The sequence below is a fragment of the Celeribacter sp. SCSIO 80788 genome (assembly GCF_051054295.1).
Lineage (GTDB): Bacteria > Pseudomonadota > Alphaproteobacteria > Rhodobacterales > Rhodobacteraceae > Celeribacter.
The window spans coordinates 2789703-2811122 of the sequence record NZ_CP150482.1 but is presented as its reverse complement, the minus strand read 5'-3'; the positions used below and the strand labels follow the sequence as shown (position 1 = coordinate 2811122).

20 protein-coding genes, 1 tRNA gene and 1 riboswitch are annotated in these 21420 nt (G+C 60.3%); of the genes, 12 read left to right on the top strand and 9 right to left on the bottom strand.

Annotation, left to right across the window (positions count from 1 at the left end):
* The first annotated feature begins 37 nt into the window (after positions 1-37).
* The 4 genes from V1471_RS14185 to V1471_RS14170 all read left to right on the top strand — a co-directional run bounded on the left by V1471_RS14185 (position 38) and on the right by V1471_RS14170 (position 4389).
* Positions 38-280, top strand: a complete 243-nt coding sequence (locus tag V1471_RS14185) for an exodeoxyribonuclease VII small subunit (protein ID WP_066703249.1) — start codon at positions 38-40, stop codon at positions 278-280.
* The gene (locus V1471_RS14180; protein ID WP_434289669.1) at positions 280-1146 is read left to right on the top strand and encodes a polyprenyl synthetase family protein; all 867 of its coding nucleotides are present in this window, start codon (positions 280-282) and stop codon (positions 1144-1146) included. Before V1471_RS14185 ends, V1471_RS14180 begins: the two co-directional genes overlap by 1 nt.
* Positions 1147-1160: 14 nt before the next feature.
* Positions 1161-3089 carry a 1-deoxy-D-xylulose-5-phosphate synthase gene (gene dxs, locus V1471_RS14175; RefSeq protein WP_434289668.1) on the top strand — a complete coding sequence of 643 codons (1929 nt, stop codon included), beginning with the start codon at positions 1161-1163 and terminating at the stop codon, positions 3087-3089.
* A gap of 112 nt (positions 3090-3201) precedes the next feature.
* Positions 3202-4389, top strand: a complete 1188-nt coding sequence (locus V1471_RS14170) for an MFS transporter (RefSeq protein WP_434289667.1) — start codon at positions 3202-3204, stop codon at positions 4387-4389.
* On the opposite strand, the gene V1471_RS14165 is transcribed toward V1471_RS14170, so the two are convergent.
* Positions 4383-5249, bottom strand: coding sequence for an SDR family oxidoreductase (locus tag V1471_RS14165; protein ID WP_434289666.1), 867 nt, complete (start codon positions 5247-5249; stop codon positions 4383-4385). The genes V1471_RS14170 and V1471_RS14165 overlap by 7 nt on opposite strands.
* Before the next feature lie 111 nt (positions 5250-5360).
* Between V1471_RS14165 and V1471_RS14160 the strand changes: the two genes are divergently transcribed.
* Both V1471_RS14160 and V1471_RS14155 read left to right on the top strand, forming a co-directional pair.
* On the top strand, positions 5361-6821 hold the full coding sequence (locus V1471_RS14160; protein ID WP_434290948.1) for an AMP nucleosidase: 1461 nt from the start codon (positions 5361-5363) through the stop codon (positions 6819-6821).
* A gap of 135 nt (positions 6822-6956) precedes the next feature.
* The gene (locus V1471_RS14155) at positions 6957-7244 is read left to right on the top strand and encodes an HU family DNA-binding protein (protein ID WP_434289665.1); all 288 of its coding nucleotides are present in this window, start codon (positions 6957-6959) and stop codon (positions 7242-7244) included.
* A gap of 77 nt (positions 7245-7321) precedes the next feature.
* Here V1471_RS14155 and V1471_RS14150 read toward each other — a convergent pair whose 3' ends face one another.
* Together V1471_RS14150 and aroC are read right to left on the bottom strand one after the other, a co-directional pair.
* Positions 7322-8275, bottom strand: coding sequence for an AEC family transporter (locus tag V1471_RS14150; RefSeq protein ID WP_434289664.1), 954 nt, complete (start codon positions 8273-8275; stop codon positions 7322-7324).
* Complete coding sequence (aroC, locus tag V1471_RS14145) at positions 8268-9368, bottom strand: chorismate synthase (protein WP_434289663.1); 1101 nt, start codon at positions 9366-9368, stop codon at positions 8268-8270. The genes V1471_RS14150 and aroC overlap by 8 nt, the downstream gene beginning before the upstream one ends.
* Positions 9369-9528: 160 nt before the next feature.
* Here aroC and V1471_RS14140 point away from each other — a divergent pair, with 160 nt between their 5' ends.
* The 4 genes from V1471_RS14140 to V1471_RS14125 all read left to right on the top strand — a co-directional run bounded on the left by V1471_RS14140 (position 9529) and on the right by V1471_RS14125 (position 14303).
* Complete coding sequence (locus tag V1471_RS14140; RefSeq protein ID WP_434289662.1) at positions 9529-10890, top strand: dicarboxylate/amino acid:cation symporter; 1362 nt, start codon at positions 9529-9531, stop codon at positions 10888-10890.
* An 84-nt stretch (positions 10891-10974) separates the two neighbouring features.
* A riboswitch (TPP riboswitch) is annotated at positions 10975-11080 on the top strand.
* Positions 11081-11120: 40 nt separating this feature from the next.
* A complete protein-coding gene (gene thiB / locus V1471_RS14135) occupies positions 11121-12095 on the top strand; it encodes a thiamine ABC transporter substrate binding subunit (RefSeq protein WP_434289661.1) in 975 nt (324 codons plus the stop codon).
* Positions 12071-13615, top strand: coding sequence for a thiamine/thiamine pyrophosphate ABC transporter permease ThiP (locus tag V1471_RS14130; RefSeq protein ID WP_434289660.1), 1545 nt, complete (start codon positions 12071-12073; stop codon positions 13613-13615). Before thiB ends, V1471_RS14130 begins: the two co-directional genes overlap by 25 nt.
* Positions 13608-14303 (top strand): thiamine ABC transporter ATP-binding protein, encoded by a 696-nt coding sequence (locus V1471_RS14125; protein WP_434289659.1) that lies wholly within the window; start codon positions 13608-13610, stop codon positions 14301-14303. The genes V1471_RS14130 and V1471_RS14125 overlap by 8 nt, the downstream gene beginning before the upstream one ends.
* A 47-nt stretch (positions 14304-14350) precedes the next feature.
* Here V1471_RS14125 and V1471_RS14120 read toward each other — a convergent pair whose 3' ends face one another.
* From V1471_RS14120 to dapF, 6 genes are all read right to left on the bottom strand, one after another.
* The gene (locus tag V1471_RS14120; RefSeq protein WP_066703217.1) at positions 14351-15169 is read right to left on the bottom strand and encodes a cytochrome c1; all 819 of its coding nucleotides are present in this window, start codon (positions 15167-15169) and stop codon (positions 14351-14353) included.
* A gap of 17 nt (positions 15170-15186) precedes the next feature.
* Positions 15187-16593 carry a cytochrome b gene (locus V1471_RS14115; protein ID WP_434289658.1) on the bottom strand — a complete coding sequence of 469 codons (1407 nt, stop codon included), beginning with the start codon at positions 16591-16593 and terminating at the stop codon, positions 15187-15189.
* Positions 16594-16604: 11 nt separating this feature from the next.
* On the bottom strand, positions 16605-17168 hold the full coding sequence (gene petA / locus V1471_RS14110) for a ubiquinol-cytochrome c reductase iron-sulfur subunit (protein ID WP_434289657.1): 564 nt from the start codon (positions 17166-17168) through the stop codon (positions 16605-16607).
* 186 nt (positions 17169-17354) lie between these two features.
* Complete coding sequence (locus tag V1471_RS14105) at positions 17355-18026, bottom strand: glutathione S-transferase (protein WP_434289656.1); 672 nt, start codon at positions 18024-18026, stop codon at positions 17355-17357.
* Entirely contained in the window at positions 18023-19282 is a 1260-nt protein-coding gene (gene mtaB / locus V1471_RS14100; RefSeq protein WP_434289655.1) for a tRNA (N(6)-L-threonylcarbamoyladenosine(37)-C(2))-methylthiotransferase MtaB, read from the bottom strand. Before mtaB ends, V1471_RS14105 begins: the two co-directional genes overlap by 4 nt.
* Positions 19282-20118, bottom strand: a complete 837-nt coding sequence (gene dapF / locus V1471_RS14095; RefSeq protein ID WP_434289654.1) for a diaminopimelate epimerase — start codon at positions 20116-20118, stop codon at positions 19282-19284. Before dapF ends, mtaB begins: the two co-directional genes overlap by 1 nt.
* A 114-nt stretch (positions 20119-20232) precedes the next feature.
* Between dapF and V1471_RS14090 the strand changes: the two genes are divergently transcribed.
* Together V1471_RS14090 and V1471_RS14085 are read left to right on the top strand one after the other, a co-directional pair.
* Positions 20233-20308, top strand: a tRNA-Lys gene (locus V1471_RS14090).
* Between the two features lie 94 nt (positions 20309-20402).
* Positions 20403-21314, top strand: a complete 912-nt coding sequence (locus V1471_RS14085) for an META domain-containing protein (RefSeq protein WP_434289653.1) — start codon at positions 20403-20405, stop codon at positions 21312-21314.
* Positions 21315-21420: the final 106 nt, after the last annotated feature.

Genomic DNA, 21420 nt, shown 5'->3' with positions numbered 1-21420 from the left:
TTCCTATATGCAGTGAGAAAGCATTTTGGAGAGTCAGATGAGCGATACGCCGGTCAGCGAAATGTCCTTTGAAACCGCCATGGCGGAGTTGAACGAGGTTGTGAGCAAGCTCGAACGCGGTGACGTGGCGCTTGAGGACAGCATTGCTTTGTACGAACGCGGCGCGGCGCTCAAGGCGCATTGCGAGGCCAAGCTCAAGGACGCCGAGGAGAAGGTCGAAAAGATCACCATCGGCCCGGACGGGCAGGCCAAGGGCGTGACCAAGGCCGAAGGTGTCTGATGCAAGACGGTCTGGTGCGTTGCAAAGCGGCGGTTTCCACCTGTTTTGACACTGTTTTGTCCCCGCTTGGCGCCATGCCCGTGGAGGAGGGCATGCGCTATGCGCTTGAGGGCGGTAAACGGTTGCGGGCTTTCCTCGTGATGGAAGGTGCGGCATTGCATGGGATTGCACCCGCGCAGTCCGTCTGGGCTGCGGCCGCGATCGAGGCGCTACATGCCTATAGCCTTGTGCATGACGATCTGCCTTGCATGGACGACGACGATTTGCGCCGGGGTCAGCCGACCGTGCACAAGCGCTGGGACGAGGCGACGGCGGTGCTCGTCGGCGATGCGCTTCAGACCCTTGCATTCGAGCTTCTGACCCGTCCCGAATTGGGTGTTTCCAGCCAGGTTCGGGTCGAATTGATCGCCTCTCTTGCAGTCTCCTCCGGCGTGCGGGGCATGGTTCTGGGACAGGCGCAGGATATTGCGGCGGAGACCTCCGCGACGCCTCTGAGCCTCGACGAGATCACTGTGTTACAGGGCAACAAGACCGGGGCGCTGATCGAATGGTCGGCGCGGGCGGGGGCGATTCTGGCCGGGGCCGATCCGGCACCGCTTGGGACCTATGCCAAGGCGCTTGGTCTCGCGTTCCAGATTCAGGACGACATTCTCGACGTCGAAGGCGATGTCGAAAAAACCGGCAAGGCCGTGGGCAAGGATGCCGATGCGGGGAAGGCGACGTTCGTGTCGCTTCTGGGTCTTGAGGGGGCGAAAGCGCGTGCCGCGGCCTTGGTCGATGAAGCCTGTGCGGCCTTAAGCCCCTATGGAACCCGTGCCGAAGCCTTGCGAGACGTCGCCCGCTTCGTTATTTCGCGGGAAACCTGAGAAAGCGAGACGCCATGTCCGATCGTCCAGCCACACCGACACTTGACCGCGTGAATGTCCCCGCCGATCTCAAGGCGCTGTCGGATGTCGAGCTCAAACGTCTTGCGACCGAGCTCCGCCAGGAGGTGATCTCCGCCGTCTCTGAGACGGGTGGGCATCTTGGGGCAGGGCTTGGCGTGGTGGAGCTGACCGTGGCGTTGCATGCGGTGTTCGATACGCCGAAAGATCGGCTGATCTGGGACGTGTCGCATCAATGTTATCCGCACAAGATCCTGACAGGGCGTCGCGACCGGATGCGGACGCTGCGACAGGAAAAGGGCCTCTCCGGTTTCACCAAGCGTTCGGAAAGCCCCTTTGACCCCTTTGGGGCCGGGCACAGTTCCACCTCGATCTCCGCAGCTCTCGGTTTTGCCGTGGCGCGCGATCTCGGTGGCGCGCCGGATTACGGGCTGGGCGACGCGATTGCGGTGATCGGTGATGGATCGATGTCTGCGGGCATGGCGTTTGAGGCGATGAACAATGCGGGTCATCTGGGCAAGCGTCTGATCGTCATCCTGAACGACAACGAAATGTCCATCGCGCCACCGACCGGGGCGCTGTCCTCCTATCTCACCCGTCTCTATGCCGGGGCGCCGTTTCAGGAATTGAAAGCGGCTGCGAAGGGCGCGGTTTCCCTTTTGCCGCATCCGTTTCAGGAAGGGGCAAAACGCGCCAAGGAGATGCTCAAGGGCATGACCGTGGGCGGGACGCTGTTCGAGGAGCTGGGCTTTTCCTATGTCGGTCCGGTTGACGGGCATGACATGGACCAGCTTCTGAGCGTGCTTCGGACCGTGAAGGCGCGGGCCACCGGGCCGATCCTGATCCATGCGATCACGAAAAAGGGCAAGGGTTACGCGCCTGCCGAAAGCCGCCCGGACAAGGGGCATGCGACGGCGAAATTCGACGTGCGCACCGGCGAGCAGAAAAAAGCGAAATCCAATGCGCCGTCCTACACACGGGTTTTCGCGGATGCGCTCATTCAGGAAGCGGAGCGGGACGACAAGATTGTTGCCGTGACCGCCGCCATGCCGGATGGCACGGGGCTCGACCTTTTCGCCGAACGGTTTCCGACCCGGTGTTTCGACGTTGGCATTGCCGAGCAACACGGCGTGACCTTCTCCGCCGGTCTGGCCGCAGGCGGGATGAAACCGTTTTGCGCGATGTATTCGACGTTTTTGCAGCGCGGCTACGATCAGGTTGTGCATGACGTGGCGATTCAGCGCCTGCCGGTGCGCTTCGCCATCGACCGTGCGGGTCTTGTCGGTGCCGATGGGGCGACCCACGCGGGCGCGTTCGATATTGCCTTCATGGCCAACCTGCCGGGCATGGTGGTGATGGCCGCCGCCGATGAGGCGGAGTTGAAACATATGGTGGCGACCGCTGTCGCCCATAACGAGGGGCCGATTGCCTTCCGTTATCCGCGGGGGGAGGGCGTTGGCGTCCAGATGCCCGAACGCGGCGAAGTTCTGGAGATTGGCAAAGGCCGGATCGTGCGCGAAGGCACGCGCGTGGCGCTTTTGTCTTTTGGGACGCGCCTCGAACCCGCGCTGAAAGCCGCAGAGAATCTTGCGGCCAAGGGCATTTCCTGCACCGTGGCCGATGCGCGGTTTGCCAAGCCTCTCGATCACGACCTGATCCGCGATCTGGCGGCCAATCACGAAGCGCTGATCACTCTGGAAGAGGGGTCTGTCGGTGGATTCGGGTCGCATGTGGCGGATTTCCTCGCCAATGAGGGTGTGTTCGACCGAGGTCTGAAATTCCGCTCCATGACTTTGCCGGACACCTTCATCGACCATGCCAGCCCCGAGTCGATGTATGCGACCGCCGGTCTCAACACGCCGGACATCGAGACGAAGGTGCTCTCCGTGCTCGGGGTTGCCGATATTGCCTGCAAACGCGCCTGATCCCGGTTTTCGCAAGGCGGGTATGACGCCAGCGCTTTGGTCGTGCGGTTGATCCTTTGATCTGAATGAACGAAGACTGGCGTTTGCAGTCTGCCTCAAATCAGGATTTCCCATGGCCGTTGCCTCCACAGCCGCGCCCGGCACCCGTCCGGGTATCGTTCTTTTCGCGCTTGCGATGGGCGGGTTCGCCATCGGGACGACGGAATTCGCGACGATGAGCCTCTTGCCCTATATGGCCGGGGGGCTGGGCATAGATGAGGCGAAGGCCAGTCACCTTGTTTCGGCCTATGCGCTGGGGGTTGTCGTCGGTGCGCCGATGATCGCCATTGCGGCGGCGCGAATCGAGCGACGGGTGTTGCTTGTCGGTTTGATGGCGATGTTTTGTCTGACCCATATCCTCTCGGCGATTGCGCCGAATTACACGGCCATGTTCATCGCGCGTTTCCTGAGCGGTATGCCGCATGGTGCCTATTTCGGCGTGGCGGCCTTGCTTGCGGCCTCTCTTGCCGGACCCGGGCAGAGGGGCAAGGCTGTGGCGCGTCTCATGTTGGGGCTGACCATTGCGACGGTGGTCGGTGTGCCGATGGCGAATGTGCTCGGTCAGACGGTGGGGTGGCGCTGGGCCTTTGCGCTGGTCGGCGTGCTGGCGGCGGTGACGGCGGGGCTGATCCTGAGTTTTGCGCCGGTTTCGGCGGCGGGCGGCGGGTCCAATGCGGTGCAGGAGCTTGGTGCGCTGAAGAACCGGCAGGTGCTTTTGACGCTCCTGAGCGGGGCGATCGGGTTTGGCGGGTTCTTTGCCTTCTACACCTATCTCACCTCCACGCTTCTGGAGGTGACGCAGGTCGTGGAGGGGGCCGTGCCGTGGTTTCTGGCGCTGATGGGGCTTGGCATGACGCTCGGCGCGCTGATTGCCGGTTGGGCGGCGGACCGGGCGCTGAACCTGTCGGTGTTTCTGATGCTGTTCGTGAATATAGGTCTGCTTTTGCTTTACCCGCTGATCGCGGGGCAAAGCGGGGCCATGGCGGGGCTGGTGCTGGCGATGGGGCTGGCGAACGGTTTTCCGATCCTGTTGCAGACCCGGCTCATGGATGTGGCACGAGATGCACAGGCGCTGGCGGCGGCCTTGCACCATGCCGCCTTCAATGTGGCCAATGCGCTGGGGCCCTTCATCGCCTCGATTTACCTCGCGAAGGGGTACGGGTTCACCTCGTCGGGCTATGTCGGTGCGGTGCTGACCTTTGCCGGGGTGGTTCTGTACGGCATTACGCTTTGGGATTATCGGCGGAACTGGCGTTACTGATCTTCTTGCAGCAAGGCTTGCAGGCCGGTTTTGTAGTCCGGGTAGATGAGCCGGATGCCCAGATCCCGCTTCATCCGGTCGTTTCGCACCTTCTTGCTTTCTGCATAGAAACTCCGCGCCATGGGCGTCATCTCCGCCGTTTCGAAATCCTCTTCGGGCGGAAGCGGCAGGCCGAGAAGTTCGGCGGCATAGCCGATCACCTCTTGCGGCGGGACCGGAAGGTCGTCGCAGATATTATAGATTCCGCTGGAGTCGGGTCTGTGGATCGAGGCTTCCAGGACCTGAGCAATGTCTTCGACATGGATGCGGGAAAAGATCTGATCCTTTTTCACGATCCTCCGTGCGGTTCCATTTCGGACCTTGGCGAAGGGGCCGCGACCGGGGCCGTAGATGCCCGCAAGGCGAAAGATCGACAGGTTTAGAGCCAAATCCTGCGCAGTCTCCTGCCAGTCGGCTTCGGCCTGAACCCGTGCGATGCCGCGTTTCGTGGCCGGGGTCAGGGGGGTGTCCTCATCCACCCACGCGCCGCCATGATCGCCATAGACGCCGGTGGTCGAGAGGTAGCCGACCCAGCGAAGATTGGGGGCGGCGTCGATCAGGCATTGACGATGGTTGCGCAGAAACGGATCGCCGTCGGCATCCGGTCCGGCAGAGATCAAGAGATGGGTTGCTCCGGCAAATTGCGCTGGAATCGGCTCTTGTCCGAGCAAAACAGGGCGGACACCCGCACTGTCAAATTCCCGTGCCTTTTCGGGGTTACGCGTGGTGCCAATGATCTCCCAGCCCTGCGGCAGGAGACGACGGGCCAAAGCCTGCGCGCTATAGCCGTGACCGAAGGAAAACAGTTTCTGCGGGATCATGGGTCTCTCCTGATTTCGGGGCTCTTGCGTCCGTGCTGCACATGGTCTCAACTGTGCCGATACCGTGCTGATAAAAGGAATATAAGAATGGACAGCCGTTTGACGAGCCTGATGCTTGAAACCCCGCCAGAACGCGATCCCCGGAGTTATTCCGACGCGGAAGCGGCGGTCAGCCAACTCGAAGAGCTCTATACGGAAGCCTGTTCTTTCTTGGCGGAAAAATTCTCGATGATCGCACGGGGCGAAAAGCCCAGGGCGCGCTATCGGGCCTATTATCCGGAGATTCGCGTGGTGACGACCTCGCATGCCACGATGGACAGCCGTCTGTCCTTTGGTCATGTGGCGGGGCCGGGGGAGTATTCGACGACGATCACGCGACCGGACCTGTTCCGCAATTATCTCAAGCAACAGATCACCCAGATCATCCGCAATCACGGGGTGCAGGTTCAGATCGGGTCGTCGCAGACCCCGATGCCGGTGCATTTCGCGGTCGCCAATGACGAAAACATCACCGTGCCGCAGGAAGGGGCGATGGCCTTTCCGCTGCGCGATGTCTTCGATGTGCCGGATCTGAGCACCACCCACGACGATATTGTGAACGGGTTCGGCTATCTCCACGAGGATGGGTCTTCCGCGCTCGCGCCCTTCACGGCACAGCGGATCGATTATTCTCTGGCCCGTCTGTCGCATTACACTGCGACCGATGCGAGCCATTTCCAGAACCATGTGTTGTTCACCAACTATCAGTTCTACGTCTCGGAATTCGAAGCCTATGCGCGCAAGGTTCTGGCCGATCCGGAGAGCGGTTACACCAGCTTCGTTTCGACCGGGAATGTCGAAATCACCGATCCCGATACGGTGATCCCGCCCACGTCGAAGATGCCGCAAATGCCGACCTATCACCTGAAACGTGCCGATGGCGGCGGGATCACTTTGGTGAATATCGGGGTCGGGCCGTCGAATGCGAAAACCGCGACGGATCACATTGCGGTGCTGCGGCCGCATGCCTGGATCATGGTCGGGCATTGTGCGGGGCTGCGCAACTCCCAGCGGCTGGGCGATTTCGTTCTGGCACATGCCTATCTGCGCGAAGATCATGTGCTGGATGACGATCTGCCGGTTTGGGTGCCGATCCCGGCGCTGGCGGAGATTCAGACCTCGCTCGAGGATGCGGTGGAGCAGATCACCGAGCTTGAAGGCTATGAGCTCAAGCGGATCATGCGAACCGGGACGGTGGCGACGATCGACAACCGGAACTGGGAGCTTCGGGACCAATCCGGTCCGGTGCAGCGGTTGAGCCAGTCGCGGGCGATCGGTCTCGACATGGAAAGTGCGACGATTGCCGCCAATGGATTCCGGTTCCGTGTGCCTTATGGGACGCTTTTGTGCGTGTCGGATAAGCCGCTTCATGGCGAATTGAAGTTGCCGGGGATGGCGTCCGAGTTCTACAAATCGCAGGTCTCGCGACATTTGCTCATTGGTATTCGCGCCATGGAGCTTTTGCGGGAGATGCCGATTGAGCGAATCCATAGCCGGAAATTGCGCTCTTTCGAGGAGACGGCCTTCCTGTAAGTGAGTCTTTTTCGTCCAAAATGCGCGAAAAACCCCAGTATATGTACACTAGGCGTTGTATGCCCCCGCAATATTAGCTTAGAAATGCGCGATAACCCCCTAATCCAAGGGGGGCGTACGAGGAGTATACAGACAATGTCGAAACCGATGACCAAGACCCAGCTCGTGGCTGCTCTGGCCGAAGAAATGGGCAGCGACAAGAAATCCGCGGGTGTCGCACTCGAAGCGATCACTGCGATCATCACCAAAGAAGTGTCCGCCGGTGGCGCCGTGACCCTGCCGGGTGTTGGCAAAATCTACTGCCGCGAACGCCCGGAGCGCATGGTTCGCAACCCGCAGACCGGCGACCAGATGAAAAAAGAAGCCGACAAGGTCGTGAAAATGACCATCGCCAAAGCGCTGAAAGACAGCGTGAACGGCTGAACCGGTTTTCAGGTTTGAGGGAAAGGGTCGCGTTTCGCGGCCCTTTTTCTTTGGCTTTGGGGCGGAGAAAACAGACCCTAAATCACCAGAAACAGCACAATGTTGAGCGTGATGAAGGCCCCCAAAGTGTTGATCAGGATCGAGAGGGAGGCCAGCGCGCCGCGTCCGACCTCTTGAGCGAAAAGTGCTGCGATGGCCATGGTCGGCAGCGCGGCGGAGAGATAGCCCGCGATGCGGAAATCCGGGTCCATCCGATGGCCGAACTGTGCCATGGTGAAGATCACCAAGGCGGCAAAGATCGGCATGACGATGAGTTTGCCCACGGCGGCCTGGCTTGCCAGACGCAGATTGCCCTGAAACGACAGGCCGACCAGCGAGCCGCCGATGACGAAGAGTGCCACGGCAGAGGCGGAATTGGCGACGAGCTGGATGAGGTGTCTTACAGGACCGGGGAGGCTGAGTCCCAGTGCGGAGACGATGAAGCCGAGGATGATCGCGATCACAAGCGGGCGTTTCACGAGCCCCTTGAGAACCTGCCCGAGTTGCTGGAGCGCGTTGCCCCGCCGGTCTTCCCGCGGTTTTCCGGCTTCGATGGCCATCAGTGCGAGCGGAATGAAGACGATGTTCTCGACGAGGAAATTCATCGCGAGGATGATCCCGGCGTGATCCGGGACGAGGATGAGGAACATCGGGTAGCCGATGAAGCCCGAGTTCGGGCAATAGGACACCATGGTCACCACGCCGCGCCGACCGGGATCGGCGACGAGGGAGAACCAGAGAAAGGTGAGGCCCGCCGTGAGCACACCGGAAAGCGCATAGACGGCGATATAATCGGGGTGGATGACCTCGGAAATCGGGCGCGAAGAGATGGCGCCAAAGACGAGGGCGGGGAGGGCGAAATTCATCACCCAACCGCCGAGGATGCCCATGTCCGCAGGGCGAAACACGCCCTTTGTGACGGTGCCATAGCCGATGGCGACGATGGCGAAGATCGGGAATGTGATCCCGAAAATGGTGAGAATCTCAGCCAATTTTGCCGCGAAGCCCCTCGCCGATCTGGCCACGATGCAAGAGCAAGTGATCGAGGATCACACAGGCCATCATCGCCTCGCCCACCGGGACGGCGCGAATGCCGACACAGGGGTCATGGCGGCCCTTGGTGATCAAATCGGTGTCTTCGCCGGATTTCGTGACTGTTTTGCGCGGGGTCAGGATCGAGGAGGTCGGTTTCACCGCAAAACGCACCACAACATCCTGCCCGGTGGCGATCCCGCCAAGGATACCGCCCGCATGATTAGACCCGAATTCAGGCCCATTCGGCCCCATCCGCATCTCGTCAGCGTTTTCTTCGCCGGTGAGACAGGCGGCGTTCATGCCTTCGCCGATCTCAACGCCTTTCACGGCGTTGATCGACATCATCGCAGCGGCCAGATCCGTGTCCAACTTGGCATAAATCGGCGCGCCGAGCCCGGCGGGAACGCCCTTCGCGACCACCTCGACGATCGCGCCGACGGACGAGCCGTTTTTGCGAATCTCGCCCAGATAATCGGCCCATTTCTCGGCGGTTGCGGCGGAGGGCACCCAGAACGGGTTGTTCTCGATCTCCGCCATGTCGCGCGGACCTTCGATGCCATGCGGACCGATCTGGGTCATGTAGCCGGTGATCTGCAAATCAGGCACCAATTCAGCCAAAACCGCCCGCGCCACGCCACCGGCGGCCACGCGCGCAGCGGTTTCCCGCGCGGAGGAACGCCCGCCGCCACGATAATCACGGATGCCGTATTTCTGGTAATAGGTGATGTCGGCGTGACCGGGGCGGAACGCCTGCGCGATCTCGCCGTAATCCTTCGAGCGTTGATCCGTGTTGCGGATCATCAACTGAATCGGCGTACCGGTGGTCTTGCCTTCGAACACGCCTGAGAGAATTTTCACCTGATCCGGCTCGCGCCGCTGGGTGGTGAATTTCGATGTGCCGGGTTTGCGTTTGTCGAGCCAGACCTGAAGCATGTCCTCATTGATCTCGATCCCCGGAGGGCAGCCGTCCACCGTGGCGCCCAAGGCGGGGCCATGGCTTTCACCCCAGGTGGTGAAGCGGAAAAGATGTCCGAATGTGTTCATGCTCATGGCGGGCTCCTCGCGTTGTTCTTGCTTTAACCGATGTCACATCTTTGGGCAATCGATGCGCTAAAGGGGAGTTTGCCCCCTTATTTCCCTGCGAAGTTCTTTGGCGAAAACGGATTTCCGTGGAAGGCTGAGGGGGTGCTTACTCGGTAAGGAGATCAAAATGACGTCGACAGGGACAATTCAGGGGCCGGGAGACAAGAAGCTCTCTCTCACGGCTAAAATCATGATCGGGATGGTGGCGGGGGTGATCCTCGGTGTGATTCTGAATATGGTCGATAACACATTCATCAACACACACATCATCGGCGGATTGTTCGCTATGATCGGCAAGATGTTCGTCAACGCGCTCAAGATGCTCGTTGTGCCACTGGTGTTCTTTTCGCTTTTGACCGGGGTGACGGGGATTGGCGACATTCGGCTTTTGGGCCGGGTTGGCGGCAAAAGTTTCGGCCTCTATCTGATGACCACGGCCATGGCCATCGGCATTGCTATCATCCTCGCTCTGATCATCGGGCCGGGCAAAGGCTTTGACATGACCGGGGTTGAGACCGGCGGGATCACGGGCAAGGAAGCACCGACCGTTTGGGACGTGTTTGCCGCCATTGTGCCGACGAACCCGGTTGCGGCCTTTGCCAGCGGTGAGATGCTTCAGATCATCTTCTACACGATCATCCTCGGCGTTGCCGTTCTGATGCTCGGGCATCGGTCCAAAGCCTTTGTCGAGGGCTGCGAATATATGAACGAGGTGATGATGAAGGTCGTGACCATCGTCATGAGTTTTGCCCCGATCGGGGTTTTCGTGCTGATCGCCAAGACCTTTACCGAGCAGGGGATCGAGCTGTTCATTCCGGTTCTGGCCTATGTGTTCACCCTCACGGGGGCGCTTTTGCTCCATCTCTTCGTGACGCTGATGGTCCTTCTTAAGCTGCTTTCGGGTCTAAATCCCTTCACCTTCATGGCGAAAATTCGCCCTGCACAGCTTTTCGCTTTCTCCACCGCGTCGTCCAATGCCACCATCCCCGTGACCCTGCGGTCCGTGACCGAACGCATGGGGGTCGACAATTCGGTGGCCTCCTTCTGTGTGCCGTTCGGGGCGACGATCAACATGGACGGGACCGCAATCATGCAAGGGGTTGCGACCGTGTTTCTTGCCAATGTTTATGGCATTGATCTTGGTGTGATGGGCTATCTGACCGTGATCGCCATGGCCGTGCTTGCCTCAATCGGGACCGCCGGTGTGCCGGGGGTGGGGCTTGTGATGCTCACGATGGTGCTCGGTCAGGTGGGGCTTCCGATTGAAGGCATCGCCCTGATCCTTGGCGTTGACCGTCTCATGGACATGATCCGCACTGCTGTGAACATTACGGGTGATGCGGTTGTGACCGCCATTGTCGCGAAAGGTGAAGGCAAGATCGACATGTCCGTTTTCGAGGACCCGGAAGCGGGGCTGGTCGGCGAGGAAGACATCCATATCGACGCTTCTGTCGAAGCCGAAATGGCCGAGATCGTGCACAAACACTGACGCGCCAGCGCTTATCATCACAGATGGCCCCTTCCGCCGCGCTGCGGGAGGGGCTTGTTTTTCTCTCCTTTGGGCAATAGTTTCGCCGTTACCTCGGGGTGCCCGTGAGCGATCACGGCTGAGATGCGACAGCGAACCCGTTGAACCTGAACCGGCTAACACCGGCGGAGGGAAGGTATCAGCACTCGACCGCTGCCCTTTTTCTTCGCCCATATTATATGGAGCGAGCCATGAAATATGGCCTTATGACTGCGGCGCTCTTTGCCGCATCCGCTGCCTCAGCAGACCCACTCACGATTTATGCACCCGATTATTTCGCCTCCGAATGGGGGCCGGGTCCGGCAATCAAGGAGGCTTTCGAGGCCCAGTGCGGTTGCGAAATCGAATATGTCACCGGCGATCTATTGCCCCGGCTGTTGCTTGAGGGGGATCGAACCAAGGCGGATGTCGCCATCGGGTTCAATTCCGACGTGACCAAGAAGGCACGTGAGACCGGGCTGTTTGCGCCGCATGGGCTGGACCTGTCTCCTCTGACACTGCCGATTGACTGGCAAGATGACATCTTCCTGCCGTTCAACTGGTCCTACACGGCCTTCATTTACGACAACACCAAGATCGCCAATCCACCGACCTCGTTCCACGAACTGGTGAATTCGGATGAGGACTGGAGCATCGCCATACAGGACCCGCGCACGTCGATTTCCGGGCTGGCTCTGGTGCTTTGGGGCAAAGAGGTGTTCGGCGATGAGGCCCCCGAAGCCTGGGCCAAGCTTGCCCCGAAAGTGACCACTGTGACCAAGGGCTGGTCGGAGGCTTATGGCCTCTTTACCGATGGTGAGGTGGACATGGTGCTGTCTTACACGACGTCCCCCGCCTATCACATCATCGCCGAAGAAGATGAGACGAAATCGGCGGCGCTTTTCGATGAGGGGCACTATTTCATGGTCGAACTCGCGGCAAAGCTGGCTGGAACCGATCAGCCGGAGTTGGCGGATCAGTTCATGGCTTTCATTCTGTCGCCGACCTTCCAGAACATCATTCCCACGGCCAACTGGTCCTACCCGGCGGCTTTGCCGAAGGACCAATGGCCGGAAGAGTTCTCACAACTCAATTACCCGGAAAAGGCGATTTTCCTGAGCGAAGACGAGGCAGACGCGCTTCGGGATGAGGCCATCGCCGAATGGCGCGCCGCGTTTTCGCAATAACGCTCTGGCCCGGGCTCATCGCGGCGGCTCTGGTCGTCGCTTTGACCCTGGGCACACTGGGTGCCGTGGCGCTTCGGGCGGAGACATTCTCCGCCCTCTCCCATTTCGACTGGCTCGCGGTGCGGTTCACCGTGGTTCAGGCGTTTTTGTCGGCACTTCTCTCCGTCCTCTTCGCCATTCCTGCTGCCCGGGCCTTGGCGCGGCGAAGCTTCCCCGGACGCGGGCTTCTGATCACGCTTCTGGGGGCGCCGTTCATCCTGCCGACGATTGTGGCGATCCTCGGTCTGACCGCCGTGTTCGGCAAGTCGGGTTTCGTGTCTGTTGTGCTGAGTTGGGCCGGATTAGAGCCGATTTCGATCTACGGATTCCATGGCGTCGTGCTGGCGCATGTGTTTTTCAATTTGCCTCTGGCGACGCGGCTTTTGTTGCAGGGCTGGGGCGCGATCCCGGCGGAGCGGTTCCGTCTGGCAAGCTCCCTGCATTTCGGGCCAAAGGACGTGTTTCGCCACATTGAACTGCCGATGTTGCGCGACATCGTTCCCGGGGCCTTCACGGTCATCTTTTTGATCTGTACCACCTCTTTTGCGGTGGCTTTGACCTTTGGTGGCGGACCGAAGGCCACCACGGTCGAACTCGCGATTTATGAGGCGTTTCGCTATGATTTCAACCTTGGCAAAGCCTCTCTTCTGGCGCTCATTCAGGTGCTGATCTGTGCCTTGGCCGTTGTCCTGTCGCTCAAATTCCGCGTGCCGCAAATGGGCTCGGGTGGCCTCAATCGTGTCGTTCAGCGTTTTGACGCGCGGACAGTACCGACCCGCACCCTTGATCTCTTTTGGATCGTTGTCGTGAGCTTGTTTCTCCTGGCCCCGCTGCTGGCCATCGCCTTGCGCGGGGCTGCGGGGATCACAGAACTTCCTGCCTCTGTTTGGAGTGCCGCTCTGCGCTCCCTGATCACCGCGCTTGGCTCTGCCGCGCTGGCGATCCTGATGTCTCTCGCACTGGCCCTCTCCGCCCTGCGCTGGCGGGGGCTGGAGGTCATCGGCATGTCCTCCATCGCGGCTTCGCCTCTGGTCATGGGCACCGGTCTCTACATCGTACTTTTCGCCATTACCGACCCGGCCGATTGGGCGCTGCCCATCACGGCCTTGGTCAACGCGGTGATGTCGATGCCCTTCATCTTGCGCGCGCTTGGCCCGGCTTTGACGGGGGCAGAACGCGATTACGGGCGTCTCTCTGACAGTCTCGGACTGACCGGTTTGAGCCGGGTTCGGCTCGTGTTTCTGCCACGTCTGCGCGTTCCTATGGGATTTTCCGCCGGTCTCGCTGCGGCTTTGTCGATGGGCGATCTGGGGGTGATCACGCTCTTTGCCCGTCCTGAGGCGGCCACGCTGCCCTTGCAGATTTACCGCCTCATGGGGTCTTACCGTATGGATCAGGCCATGGGGGCGGCTTTACTGCTTTTGGGGCTGAGTTTGACCCTGTTTTACATCTTCGATCTCTGGGGGAAGCGCCGTGCTTGAGCTTCAATCCATCCGTCTCACTCAAGGGGAGTTTACCCTGTCCGCCGATTGCGTGATCCCGCTCGGGTCTCGTGTTGCTGTCATAGGGCCTTCGGGGGCCGGAAAGTCCACGCTCCTTTCACTGATCGGTGGGTTCGAGGAGCCGGACACGGGGCAACTTCTGTGGAATGGGCAGGATTTGACCGAGACTTTGCCGCATGAGCGTCCGATCTCCCACCTGTTTCAGGACAACAATCTTTTTGCCCATATGACGGCGGCGGAGAATGTCGGACTTGGCATTCGGCCCAACTTGCGCCTGTCGAAAGCGGAGCGGGCGCGTGTGTCGGAGGCCCTGAGCGCGGTGGGCCTTGCGGGCATGGAGGCGCGGCGCCCTGCGGAGCTGTCAGGCGGGCAGCAGAGCCGGGTGGCGCTGGCGCGGGTGCTGGTGCAGGAAAAGCCGCTGATCCTTCTGGACGAGCCGTTTTCGGCGCTGGGACCGGCGATGCGGGGCGAGATGATCGGTTTGGCCAAGGAGGTGAGTGCGAAACTCGGGGCCACCATGTTGATGGTCACTCATGACATTGCTGATGTGGATCGCTTCGCCGATCTGGTGATCTGGGTCGAAGGCGGGCAATGCCAGCCGCCGCGCGATTGGGCGGAGATGAAGGCCGATCCGCCGGAGGGACTCAAGACCTATATCGGAACATGAAAAAAGCGCCCCGGTTTGGGGCGCTTTCTTTTTGGTGTGGCTCTGGATCAGAGCGTGGTCTTTTTGCCCTTATGCGGTGCCCAGAGCTTCTTGTTCGTCAGGAACAGAAGCGAGGTGAGGATCACAAGGAAGGTCACGGCGACGAAACCGGCTTTCTTGCGGGCCATCATCTTGGGTTCCGCAGCCCACATCAGGAAGGCTGCGACGTCTTCGGCCTCGTGGTGTAGTTCGTTGGAATGACCGTCGGCAAACTCGACGTCCTCACCGTAAAGCGGCGGGGCCATGGCGATCCAACCGGTGGAGAACGCGGTGTTCTCGTAATAGGTGGTGCCCGCTTCGACTTTCTCCTCGCCGGTGTAGCCGGTGAGAATGGCGACGATGTATTCCGGTCCGCCGATCCCTTTCAGGAACTGGTTGATACCGGTGCCCGCCGGACCGTGGAAGCCCGCGCGCGCCTTCGCCATCAGCGACAGGTCCGGTGCGTTCTGCGAAGCGTTGGCCGGGAAGTGGTCGTTCTCGGTCAGCGGACGTGCCGCGCCTTCTTCGTAATCGAAGAGATGCATGTTCGCGGCTTCGTCGTTCACCGGATACTGGGCCGCATAGGCGCGGACCTGATCCTCGGGAAGCTCCGGGCCGCCTTCATCCGCAAGGGTGCGGATCGGCACGAATTTCATGCCGTGGCAGGCGGTGCAGACTTCGGTGAAGATCTGTAGGCCGCGCTGAAGCTGCATCTGGTCGTATTTGCCGAAGGGACCCTCGAAAGAGAAGTCCACATCGTGGATATGCCCACCGCTGCCTGCGGCCATGGCGGCCGAGGCGGAAAGACCCAGAGCGGTGAGGGCGGAGAGGGTGAGTTTCTTGATCATGTTCCTCAAGTCCTTTCTCACTCGGCCGGCTCTTTGGCGGCGGACGGGTAGTGAGCGATGAAGTCTTCTTCGATCGTCGCCGGCATCGGCAGGGGTTTCTCGATGATGCCCAGAAGCGGGAGGATCACGAAGAAATAGCCGAACCAGTAGGCGGAGCCGATCAGGGCAAAGCCCGGAGCCGACATGCCGATGGTGTTGTCGAAATCGGCGCCGGAGAGGCTGTGCATGAAGACCGGGTGACCGTCGAGGATGCCGACCATGATCAGGTCCGTGCCCTGCGCACCGGCCCAGGTCAGGCCGAGGAAGAAGAACACGAGAAGCCAATAGGCGACCTTGAACATCGGGCGGTATTTGCCGGAACGCACGGACGACGTGTCGGTCCAGGGCACCAGAGCCATGGCAATGATCGCGCCGAACATGGCGAGCACACCGAAGAATTTCGCGTCAACGATGCCGCCCGTCAGGAAGCTGATGATCTGGACGAGCCAGACATCGGCAGTGAAGGCGCGCAGGATCGCGTAGAACGGCAGGAAGTACCATTCCGGCACGATGTGTGCAGGCGTCGAAAGCGGGTTGGCTTCGATGTAGTTGTCCGGGTGGCCGAGGTAGTTCGGCATGAAACCGACAACCGCGAAGAAGGCGATCAGGACCACGCCAAGGGCGAAGAGGTCTTTGATCACGAAATACGGCCAGAACGGAAGCGTGTCTTTCTCGGCCTCGGCTTTCGAGGTCTTGCGCACGTCGATGCCCGCCGGGTTGTTGTTGCCGGTGTGGTGGAAAGCCCAGATGTGGACGATCACCAGACCTGCGATCACGAAGGGCAGGAGGTAGTGCAGCGAGAAGAAGCGGTTCAGCGTGGCGTTGTCCACGGCCGGTCCGCCCAGAAGCCAGGTCTGGATCGGCTCACCGATGAACGGAATGGCACCGAACAGGCCGGTGATCACGGTCGCACCCCAGAAGGACATCTGACCCCAGGGCAGAACGTAGCCCATGAAGCCGGTTGCCATCATCAGGAGGTAGATGATCATGCCGATGATCCAGGTGATCTCGCGCGGGGCTTTGTAGGAGCCGTAGTAGAGGCCGCGGAAGATGTGGAGATAGACGGCAAAGAAGAACAGCGATGCACCGTTGGCGTGCAGGTAGCGAAGCATATGGCCGCCGTTCACGTCGCGCATGATGTGCTCGACGGATTTGAACGCCAGATCGACATGCGGGGTGTAATGCATCACCAGAACGATGCCGGTGACGATCTGAAGCCCGAGGCAGAATGCAAGGACGATGCCCCAGATCCACATCCAGTTCAGGTTTTTCGGGGTCGGGATCATCAGCGTGTCGTAGATCAGGCCGATGATCGGAAGACGGGAGTTCACCGCTTTGGTGAGGCCGGTCTTCGGTTCATAGTGGTCGTGCGGAATACCAGACATGAATTTCTCCCTTAGCCCAGAATGATCTCGGAATCGCCTTCGAAGGCGGCGATCGGAACCGGAAGGTTTTCGGGAGCCGGGCCTTTGCGGATGCGACCGGCGGTGTCGTAGTGAGAGCCGTGGCAGGGGCAGAACCAGCCGCCGAAATCCCCGGCGCCATCGCCCAGCGGCACACAGCCGAGGTGGGTGCAAACCCCCATCATGACAAGCCATTCGCCCGCGTCATCCAGCGTACGGTTCTCGTCGGAGGCGTCGAGCTCGGCGTCTTTGTTGTTGTTGCGCGCGATCGGGTCCACGAGTTCGTCCATGGTCACGGCGCGACCCATTTCGATCTCTTCCTGGGTGCGGCGGCGAATGAACACCGGCTTGCCGCGCCATTTGACGGTGAGCTGGGTTCCGACCTCGACGCCGCTGATATCAACGCGGATCGAGGAGAGAGCTTGAACATCGGCGGACGGATTCATCTGGTTGACCAGAGGCCAGACGACAGCACCGGCGGCAACTGCACCAGCGCCACCCGTGGCGTAGTACAGGAAATCGCGTCGGGTGCCTTCGTGTTCATCTACGTGGGACACTGCAATTCTCCAATTTCTTCGGCCGGTCCTCCCCGGCGAATGCGCGAGAGGCCGCGGTTTTGCCGCAGCCCTTCGCAGGCGGTTTTAGCGACAGGAGGCCGTTCAGTCTAGCATTCAATGAATTGTGAACGGCGCGATGTGTCGCGGGGGCTGGAAATTGTGTCCGATATAAGATATATCTTAAATTTACCTATATCCACCCAGAGGGTGCATCCTCGGAGTGTGCTTTCGCTGCGGGAAAAGCACTGGCGTATCCGTGACTTGCCATTTCGCATGCTTCTCCATGATCGCTGTAAAGCGTTCCGACGCCAGAAAGCGGTAAAGCCAGCCCTGAATGCCGGACCAGTCCTGAGCCCCGAACCAGTCCCGGTCTACCATGGAGAACTGCCGTACGAAGGTGATCGTTGCGAGATCGGCCAGTGTCGGACGCTCACCGTATAGCCAGATCCTGCGACGCAAGGCCGCATCCGCTTGCCAGAGGATCGCAGCGGCTTTTTCGCGTTCCGCGACTGGATCGGTTCCGGGATAGCGGGTGACGTACTTGTAGCGGTCCAGTGCGGTTTTGAACGGGCCTTCGATTTGCGCGATCCAATCCTCCCCCTCGGCGGGCATGTTGCGCAGACCCTCCGGATCGTTCTGTGCAAGCGCCCAATCCATGACGTCGCGGCTTTCCTCGATCACGCCGGTGTCTGTGATCAGAACCGGCACCGTGCCTTTGGGGGAAGCCTCGAGCATCTCTTGAGGCTTGTCCCGCAACGCTACTTCACGCAGCTCCACCTCGATCCCGGCTGAGACAATCGCCAGTCGCGCACGCATGGCGTAGGGGCAGCGGCGAAAGGAATAGAGGATCGGCGTCATGCGGTGAGTTGCGTGTCCTTCACGCCGGTGATCAGGGCCTTGAGGATCGCGCCCTCGGCCTGAGCCATCTGGAAATGTACCTCGGTGAACTGCTCCGTCCGGCCCATATGCGGGTTTTCCATGAGGATCATGTGTTCGCGTCCGACCTGCGCTTGCAGGTGCTTCTGAACCTGTTCGTCGCCCACTTTGCGCAGCCGTGCCGCACGTTCGCGGATCACTTTGCCATTCACCTGACGCGGAATTTTCGCGGCGGGCGTGCCTTCGCGTTTCGAATAGGGGAAGACGTGCAGCCACGTCAGGTCGCAGTCGGTCACCAGTTTCATAGAATTCTCGAACTGTGCCTCGGTCTCCGTCGGGAAACCTGCGATGATGTCCGCACCGAAGGTCATTTCGGGCCGCAACTTGCGCGCCTCTTCGCAGAAGCGGATGGCATCGTCGCGCAAATGGCGCCGCGCCATGCGTTTCAGGATCAAATCGTCACCATGCTGCAAGGACAGGTGCAAATGCGGCATCAAACGCGATTCGGTTGCAATGGCCTGCATCAGCATCTCGTCGGCCTCAATCGAATCAATCGAGGAAATCCGCAGACGCGGCAGGTCCGGCACAAGTTTGAGAATCCGCATGACGAGATCGCCCAGACGCGGCATCGCGGGCAAATCCGCCCCCCAGCTCGTCAGGTCGACCCCGGTCAGAACAACCTCGTTGAACCCCTTGTCCACCAGTCGTTTGATCTGATCGACCACAACACCCGCGGGCACGGAGCGCGAATTGCCGCGACCGTAAGGAATGATGCAGAAGGTACAGCGGTGATCGCAGCCGTTCTGGACCTGCACATAGGCTCGATGTCGGCCGAATCCGTCGATCAGATGCCCGGCGGTCTCGGTCACCGACATGATGTCATTGACCTGCACGCGTTCGGTGTCGCCGATGAAATTCGGCCCCATGGCTTGCCAGGTCTCGGGCTGCATCTTTTCCGTGTTGCCGATCACAAGATCGACTTCGGACATGGCGTTGAACGTCTCGGGTTCTGTCTGCGCCGCACATCCGGTGACGATGATCTTCGCCTCCGGATTCTCGCGCCTGAGCTTGCGAATCTCTTGCCGGGCTTTGCGCACCGCTTCCGCCGTCACCGCGCAGGTATTCACCACCACGGCGTTCTCGACGCCATTGGCCTCGGCCAGTTCCTTCATCGCCTCGGTCTCATAGGCGTTGAGGCGACAGCCGAGCGTCGCGAAAATCGGTGGTTTGGCGGACATCAGACGCGCTCCAGGAAAGACGTGTCGAATTCCGCCTTGAACACCAGTTGCGTCGGCCCGGTCATCCAGACGCCATCCTCACGCCAGTCGAGCGTCAGCCAGCCGCCGTCGACCTCCATCCGCACGGTCTTGCCGGTCAGCCCGCGCACAGCGGCCGCTACGGCGGTCGCACAGGCCCCTGAGCCGCAGGCCAAGGTGATTCCCGTGCCGCGCTCCCAAACCCGCATCCTGATCTCATCGCGAGACCGCACCTCGGCAAATTCGACATTGGTGCGTTGCGGGAACAACGGATCGTATTCGACCCGTTTGCCCCAACCTGCGACGTCCACATCCTTGATGTCCGGCACAAAGAACACCGCATGGGGGTTGCCCATGCCAACCGCCACCGGCTCGCCTTCGAGCGGCAGAAAATCGGTGTCCACCGGATGCGACAACGGCACCTCGTCCCACATGCGCTGGGGGTGGCCCATGTTGACGGAGACCTCGTCCCCCGCGCGCCGGGCAATCAAAATCCCGCGTTCCGTGCGAATCGTGACCTCATCTTTGCCGGTTTCATCCAGCATCAGCCGCCCGACACAGCGCGTGGCATTGCCACAGGCCCCCGCGCGCGATCCGTCCGAGTTCCAGAAATCGAGATCGATGTCGGCTACGTCCGAGCTGCGAATCTCCGCGAGCTGATCGAAGCCGACCCCGCGATGTCGATCCCCGACCGCGAGCGCGAGTTCAGGCGTAACAATAGCCTCCCGTCCCCGTGAATCGATGATCACGAAGTCATTGCCCAGCCCATGCATTTTCAGAAAGGGCAGGCGGGGGGAGCTGTCAAAATCCTGTTGCATGGCGGGGCATATAAACCTTGTCGAAACCTTTTCCAAGAAAATCTCAGTTTTACGCTTGACGCTCCTGACCCACGACAGTAAACCCCGCCGCACAGCCGATGAGGCTGAGAGAGTGGGCCGTTAGCTCAGTTGGTAGAGCAACTGACTTTTAATCAGTGGGTCGCAGGTTCGAATCCTGCACGGCTCACCACTTTCCTCCTAAATATGACACTGAACAGCTTCGCCATGGCGAACCGTTTGTTCGCGTCTTATGATGTGCCTCTAGCTACATTGGAGTGTGTGTCATGTTGATCAGAGAATCGGTTTTCCTTCTTGCCGTGTTGTCGGGCTCTTCCGCGTTTTCCGGAGATATTCCCTTCGGATTTTCGACACAGGTCGCATGCGAAACCGTCACAGGGCGTGTCGGGTTTGCCGAAGGGGCGGCGATTCTCGATCTGGGCGGAGACATTTCGCTTTTGCATCAGTCAATCTCGGCCTCTGGGGCGAAATATGAAACCGAGGCGGGCGATCTGGTGTTTTGGATCAAGGGCGATGAGGCCTCTCTGGTCGCTGATGGGGCGCAACAAACGTGTCAGTTGAGCCAGGAGGCTTTCGACTGGACGGCCGGTGGCAATGAGCCGGGCTGGCGGATCGGAGTTGCGGAGGGGCGGCTAGAGGCGCTTCTCGATTATGGTGAAACCAGTTTGGACGTGGACGTGCCTGAGGCCCGGCTTTTCGACGGTGCTTTGTGGTACGAGGGGCTGGAGCTGTCTCTGTTTCTGCGCCCGACCCTGTGCCATGACGACATGACGGGCATGCCCTATCCCGAAAGCGTGACGTTGAAACGCGGCGAGCAGGTGCTGCACGGATGTGGCGGCGCACCTCTCGCGCTTTTGAGCGGATCGGACTGGCGTATCGAGGAGATTGCCGGACAGGGCGTGATTGACGCGAGCGATGTGACGTTGACTGTCTCTCCCGAAGGGCAGGTGTCGGGGCAGGCCGGTTGCAATCGCTATACCGGCGGGGTGGAGTTGACCGGGGAGGGGCTGACATTCGGGCCGCTGGCATCGACCCGAATGATGTGTCCGGAGACGCTTATGGTGCAGGAAGCCCGCTATTTCGAGGTGCTGTTCACCGTGGATCGGTTCGATATCGACGAGACCGGGGCGCTGGTGCTCTACAGCCTCGACGAGGTGGTGATCACCGCTCGCCGCTAAAAGGTTTGGCCAAAAGCTGTGTTTCCGGTTTTCGATCGAGCGCATGAATGCAAAACGCCGCTCTCTATGGAGCGGCGTTTCGTGTCTTTTGGGCTGGATTAGAGCC

What these genes read in the sequence shown, in the direction of transcription:
- V1471_RS14105 (WP_434289656.1), bottom strand. Translation starts at nt 18,026, where the DNA reads ATGACGCCGATCCTCTATTCCTTTCGCCGCTGCCCCTACGCCATGCGT.
- thiB (WP_434289661.1), top strand. Translation starts at nt 11,121, where the DNA reads ATGAAATATGGCCTTATGACTGCGGCGCTCTTTGCCGCATCCGCTGCC.
- V1471_RS14170 (WP_434289667.1), top strand. Translation starts at nt 3,202, where the DNA reads ATGGCCGTTGCCTCCACAGCCGCGCCCGGCACCCGTCCGGGTATCGTT.
- V1471_RS14180 (WP_434289669.1), top strand. Translation starts at nt 280, where the DNA reads ATGCAAGACGGTCTGGTGCGTTGCAAAGCGGCGGTTTCCACCTGTTTT.
- V1471_RS14185 (WP_066703249.1), top strand. Translation starts at nt 38, where the DNA reads ATGAGCGATACGCCGGTCAGCGAAATGTCCTTTGAAACCGCCATGGCG.
- V1471_RS14115 (WP_434289658.1), bottom strand. Translation starts at nt 16,593, where the DNA reads ATGTCTGGTATTCCGCACGACCACTATGAACCGAAGACCGGCCTCACC.
- V1471_RS14140 (WP_434289662.1), top strand. Translation starts at nt 9,529, where the DNA reads ATGACGTCGACAGGGACAATTCAGGGGCCGGGAGACAAGAAGCTCTCT.
- mtaB (WP_434289655.1), bottom strand. Translation starts at nt 19,282, where the DNA reads ATGTCCGCCAAACCACCGATTTTCGCGACGCTCGGCTGTCGCCTCAAC.
- V1471_RS14085 (WP_434289653.1), top strand. Translation starts at nt 20,403, where the DNA reads ATGTTGATCAGAGAATCGGTTTTCCTTCTTGCCGTGTTGTCGGGCTCT.
- aroC (WP_434289663.1), bottom strand. Translation starts at nt 9,368, where the DNA reads ATGAGCATGAACACATTCGGACATCTTTTCCGCTTCACCACCTGGGGT.
- V1471_RS14155 (WP_434289665.1), top strand. Translation starts at nt 6,957, where the DNA reads ATGTCGAAACCGATGACCAAGACCCAGCTCGTGGCTGCTCTGGCCGAA.
- V1471_RS14120 (WP_066703217.1), bottom strand. Translation starts at nt 15,169, where the DNA reads ATGATCAAGAAACTCACCCTCTCCGCCCTCACCGCTCTGGGTCTTTCC.
- V1471_RS14130 (WP_434289660.1), top strand. Translation starts at nt 12,071, where the DNA reads ATGGCGCGCCGCGTTTTCGCAATAACGCTCTGGCCCGGGCTCATCGCG.
- V1471_RS14165 (WP_434289666.1), bottom strand. Translation starts at nt 5,249, where the DNA reads ATGATCCCGCAGAAACTGTTTTCCTTCGGTCACGGCTATAGCGCGCAG.
- dapF (WP_434289654.1), bottom strand. Translation starts at nt 20,118, where the DNA reads ATGCAACAGGATTTTGACAGCTCCCCCCGCCTGCCCTTTCTGAAAATG.
- V1471_RS14160 (WP_434290948.1), top strand. Translation starts at nt 5,361, where the DNA reads ATGCTTGAAACCCCGCCAGAACGCGATCCCCGGAGTTATTCCGACGCG.
- dxs (WP_434289668.1), top strand. Translation starts at nt 1,161, where the DNA reads ATGTCCGATCGTCCAGCCACACCGACACTTGACCGCGTGAATGTCCCC.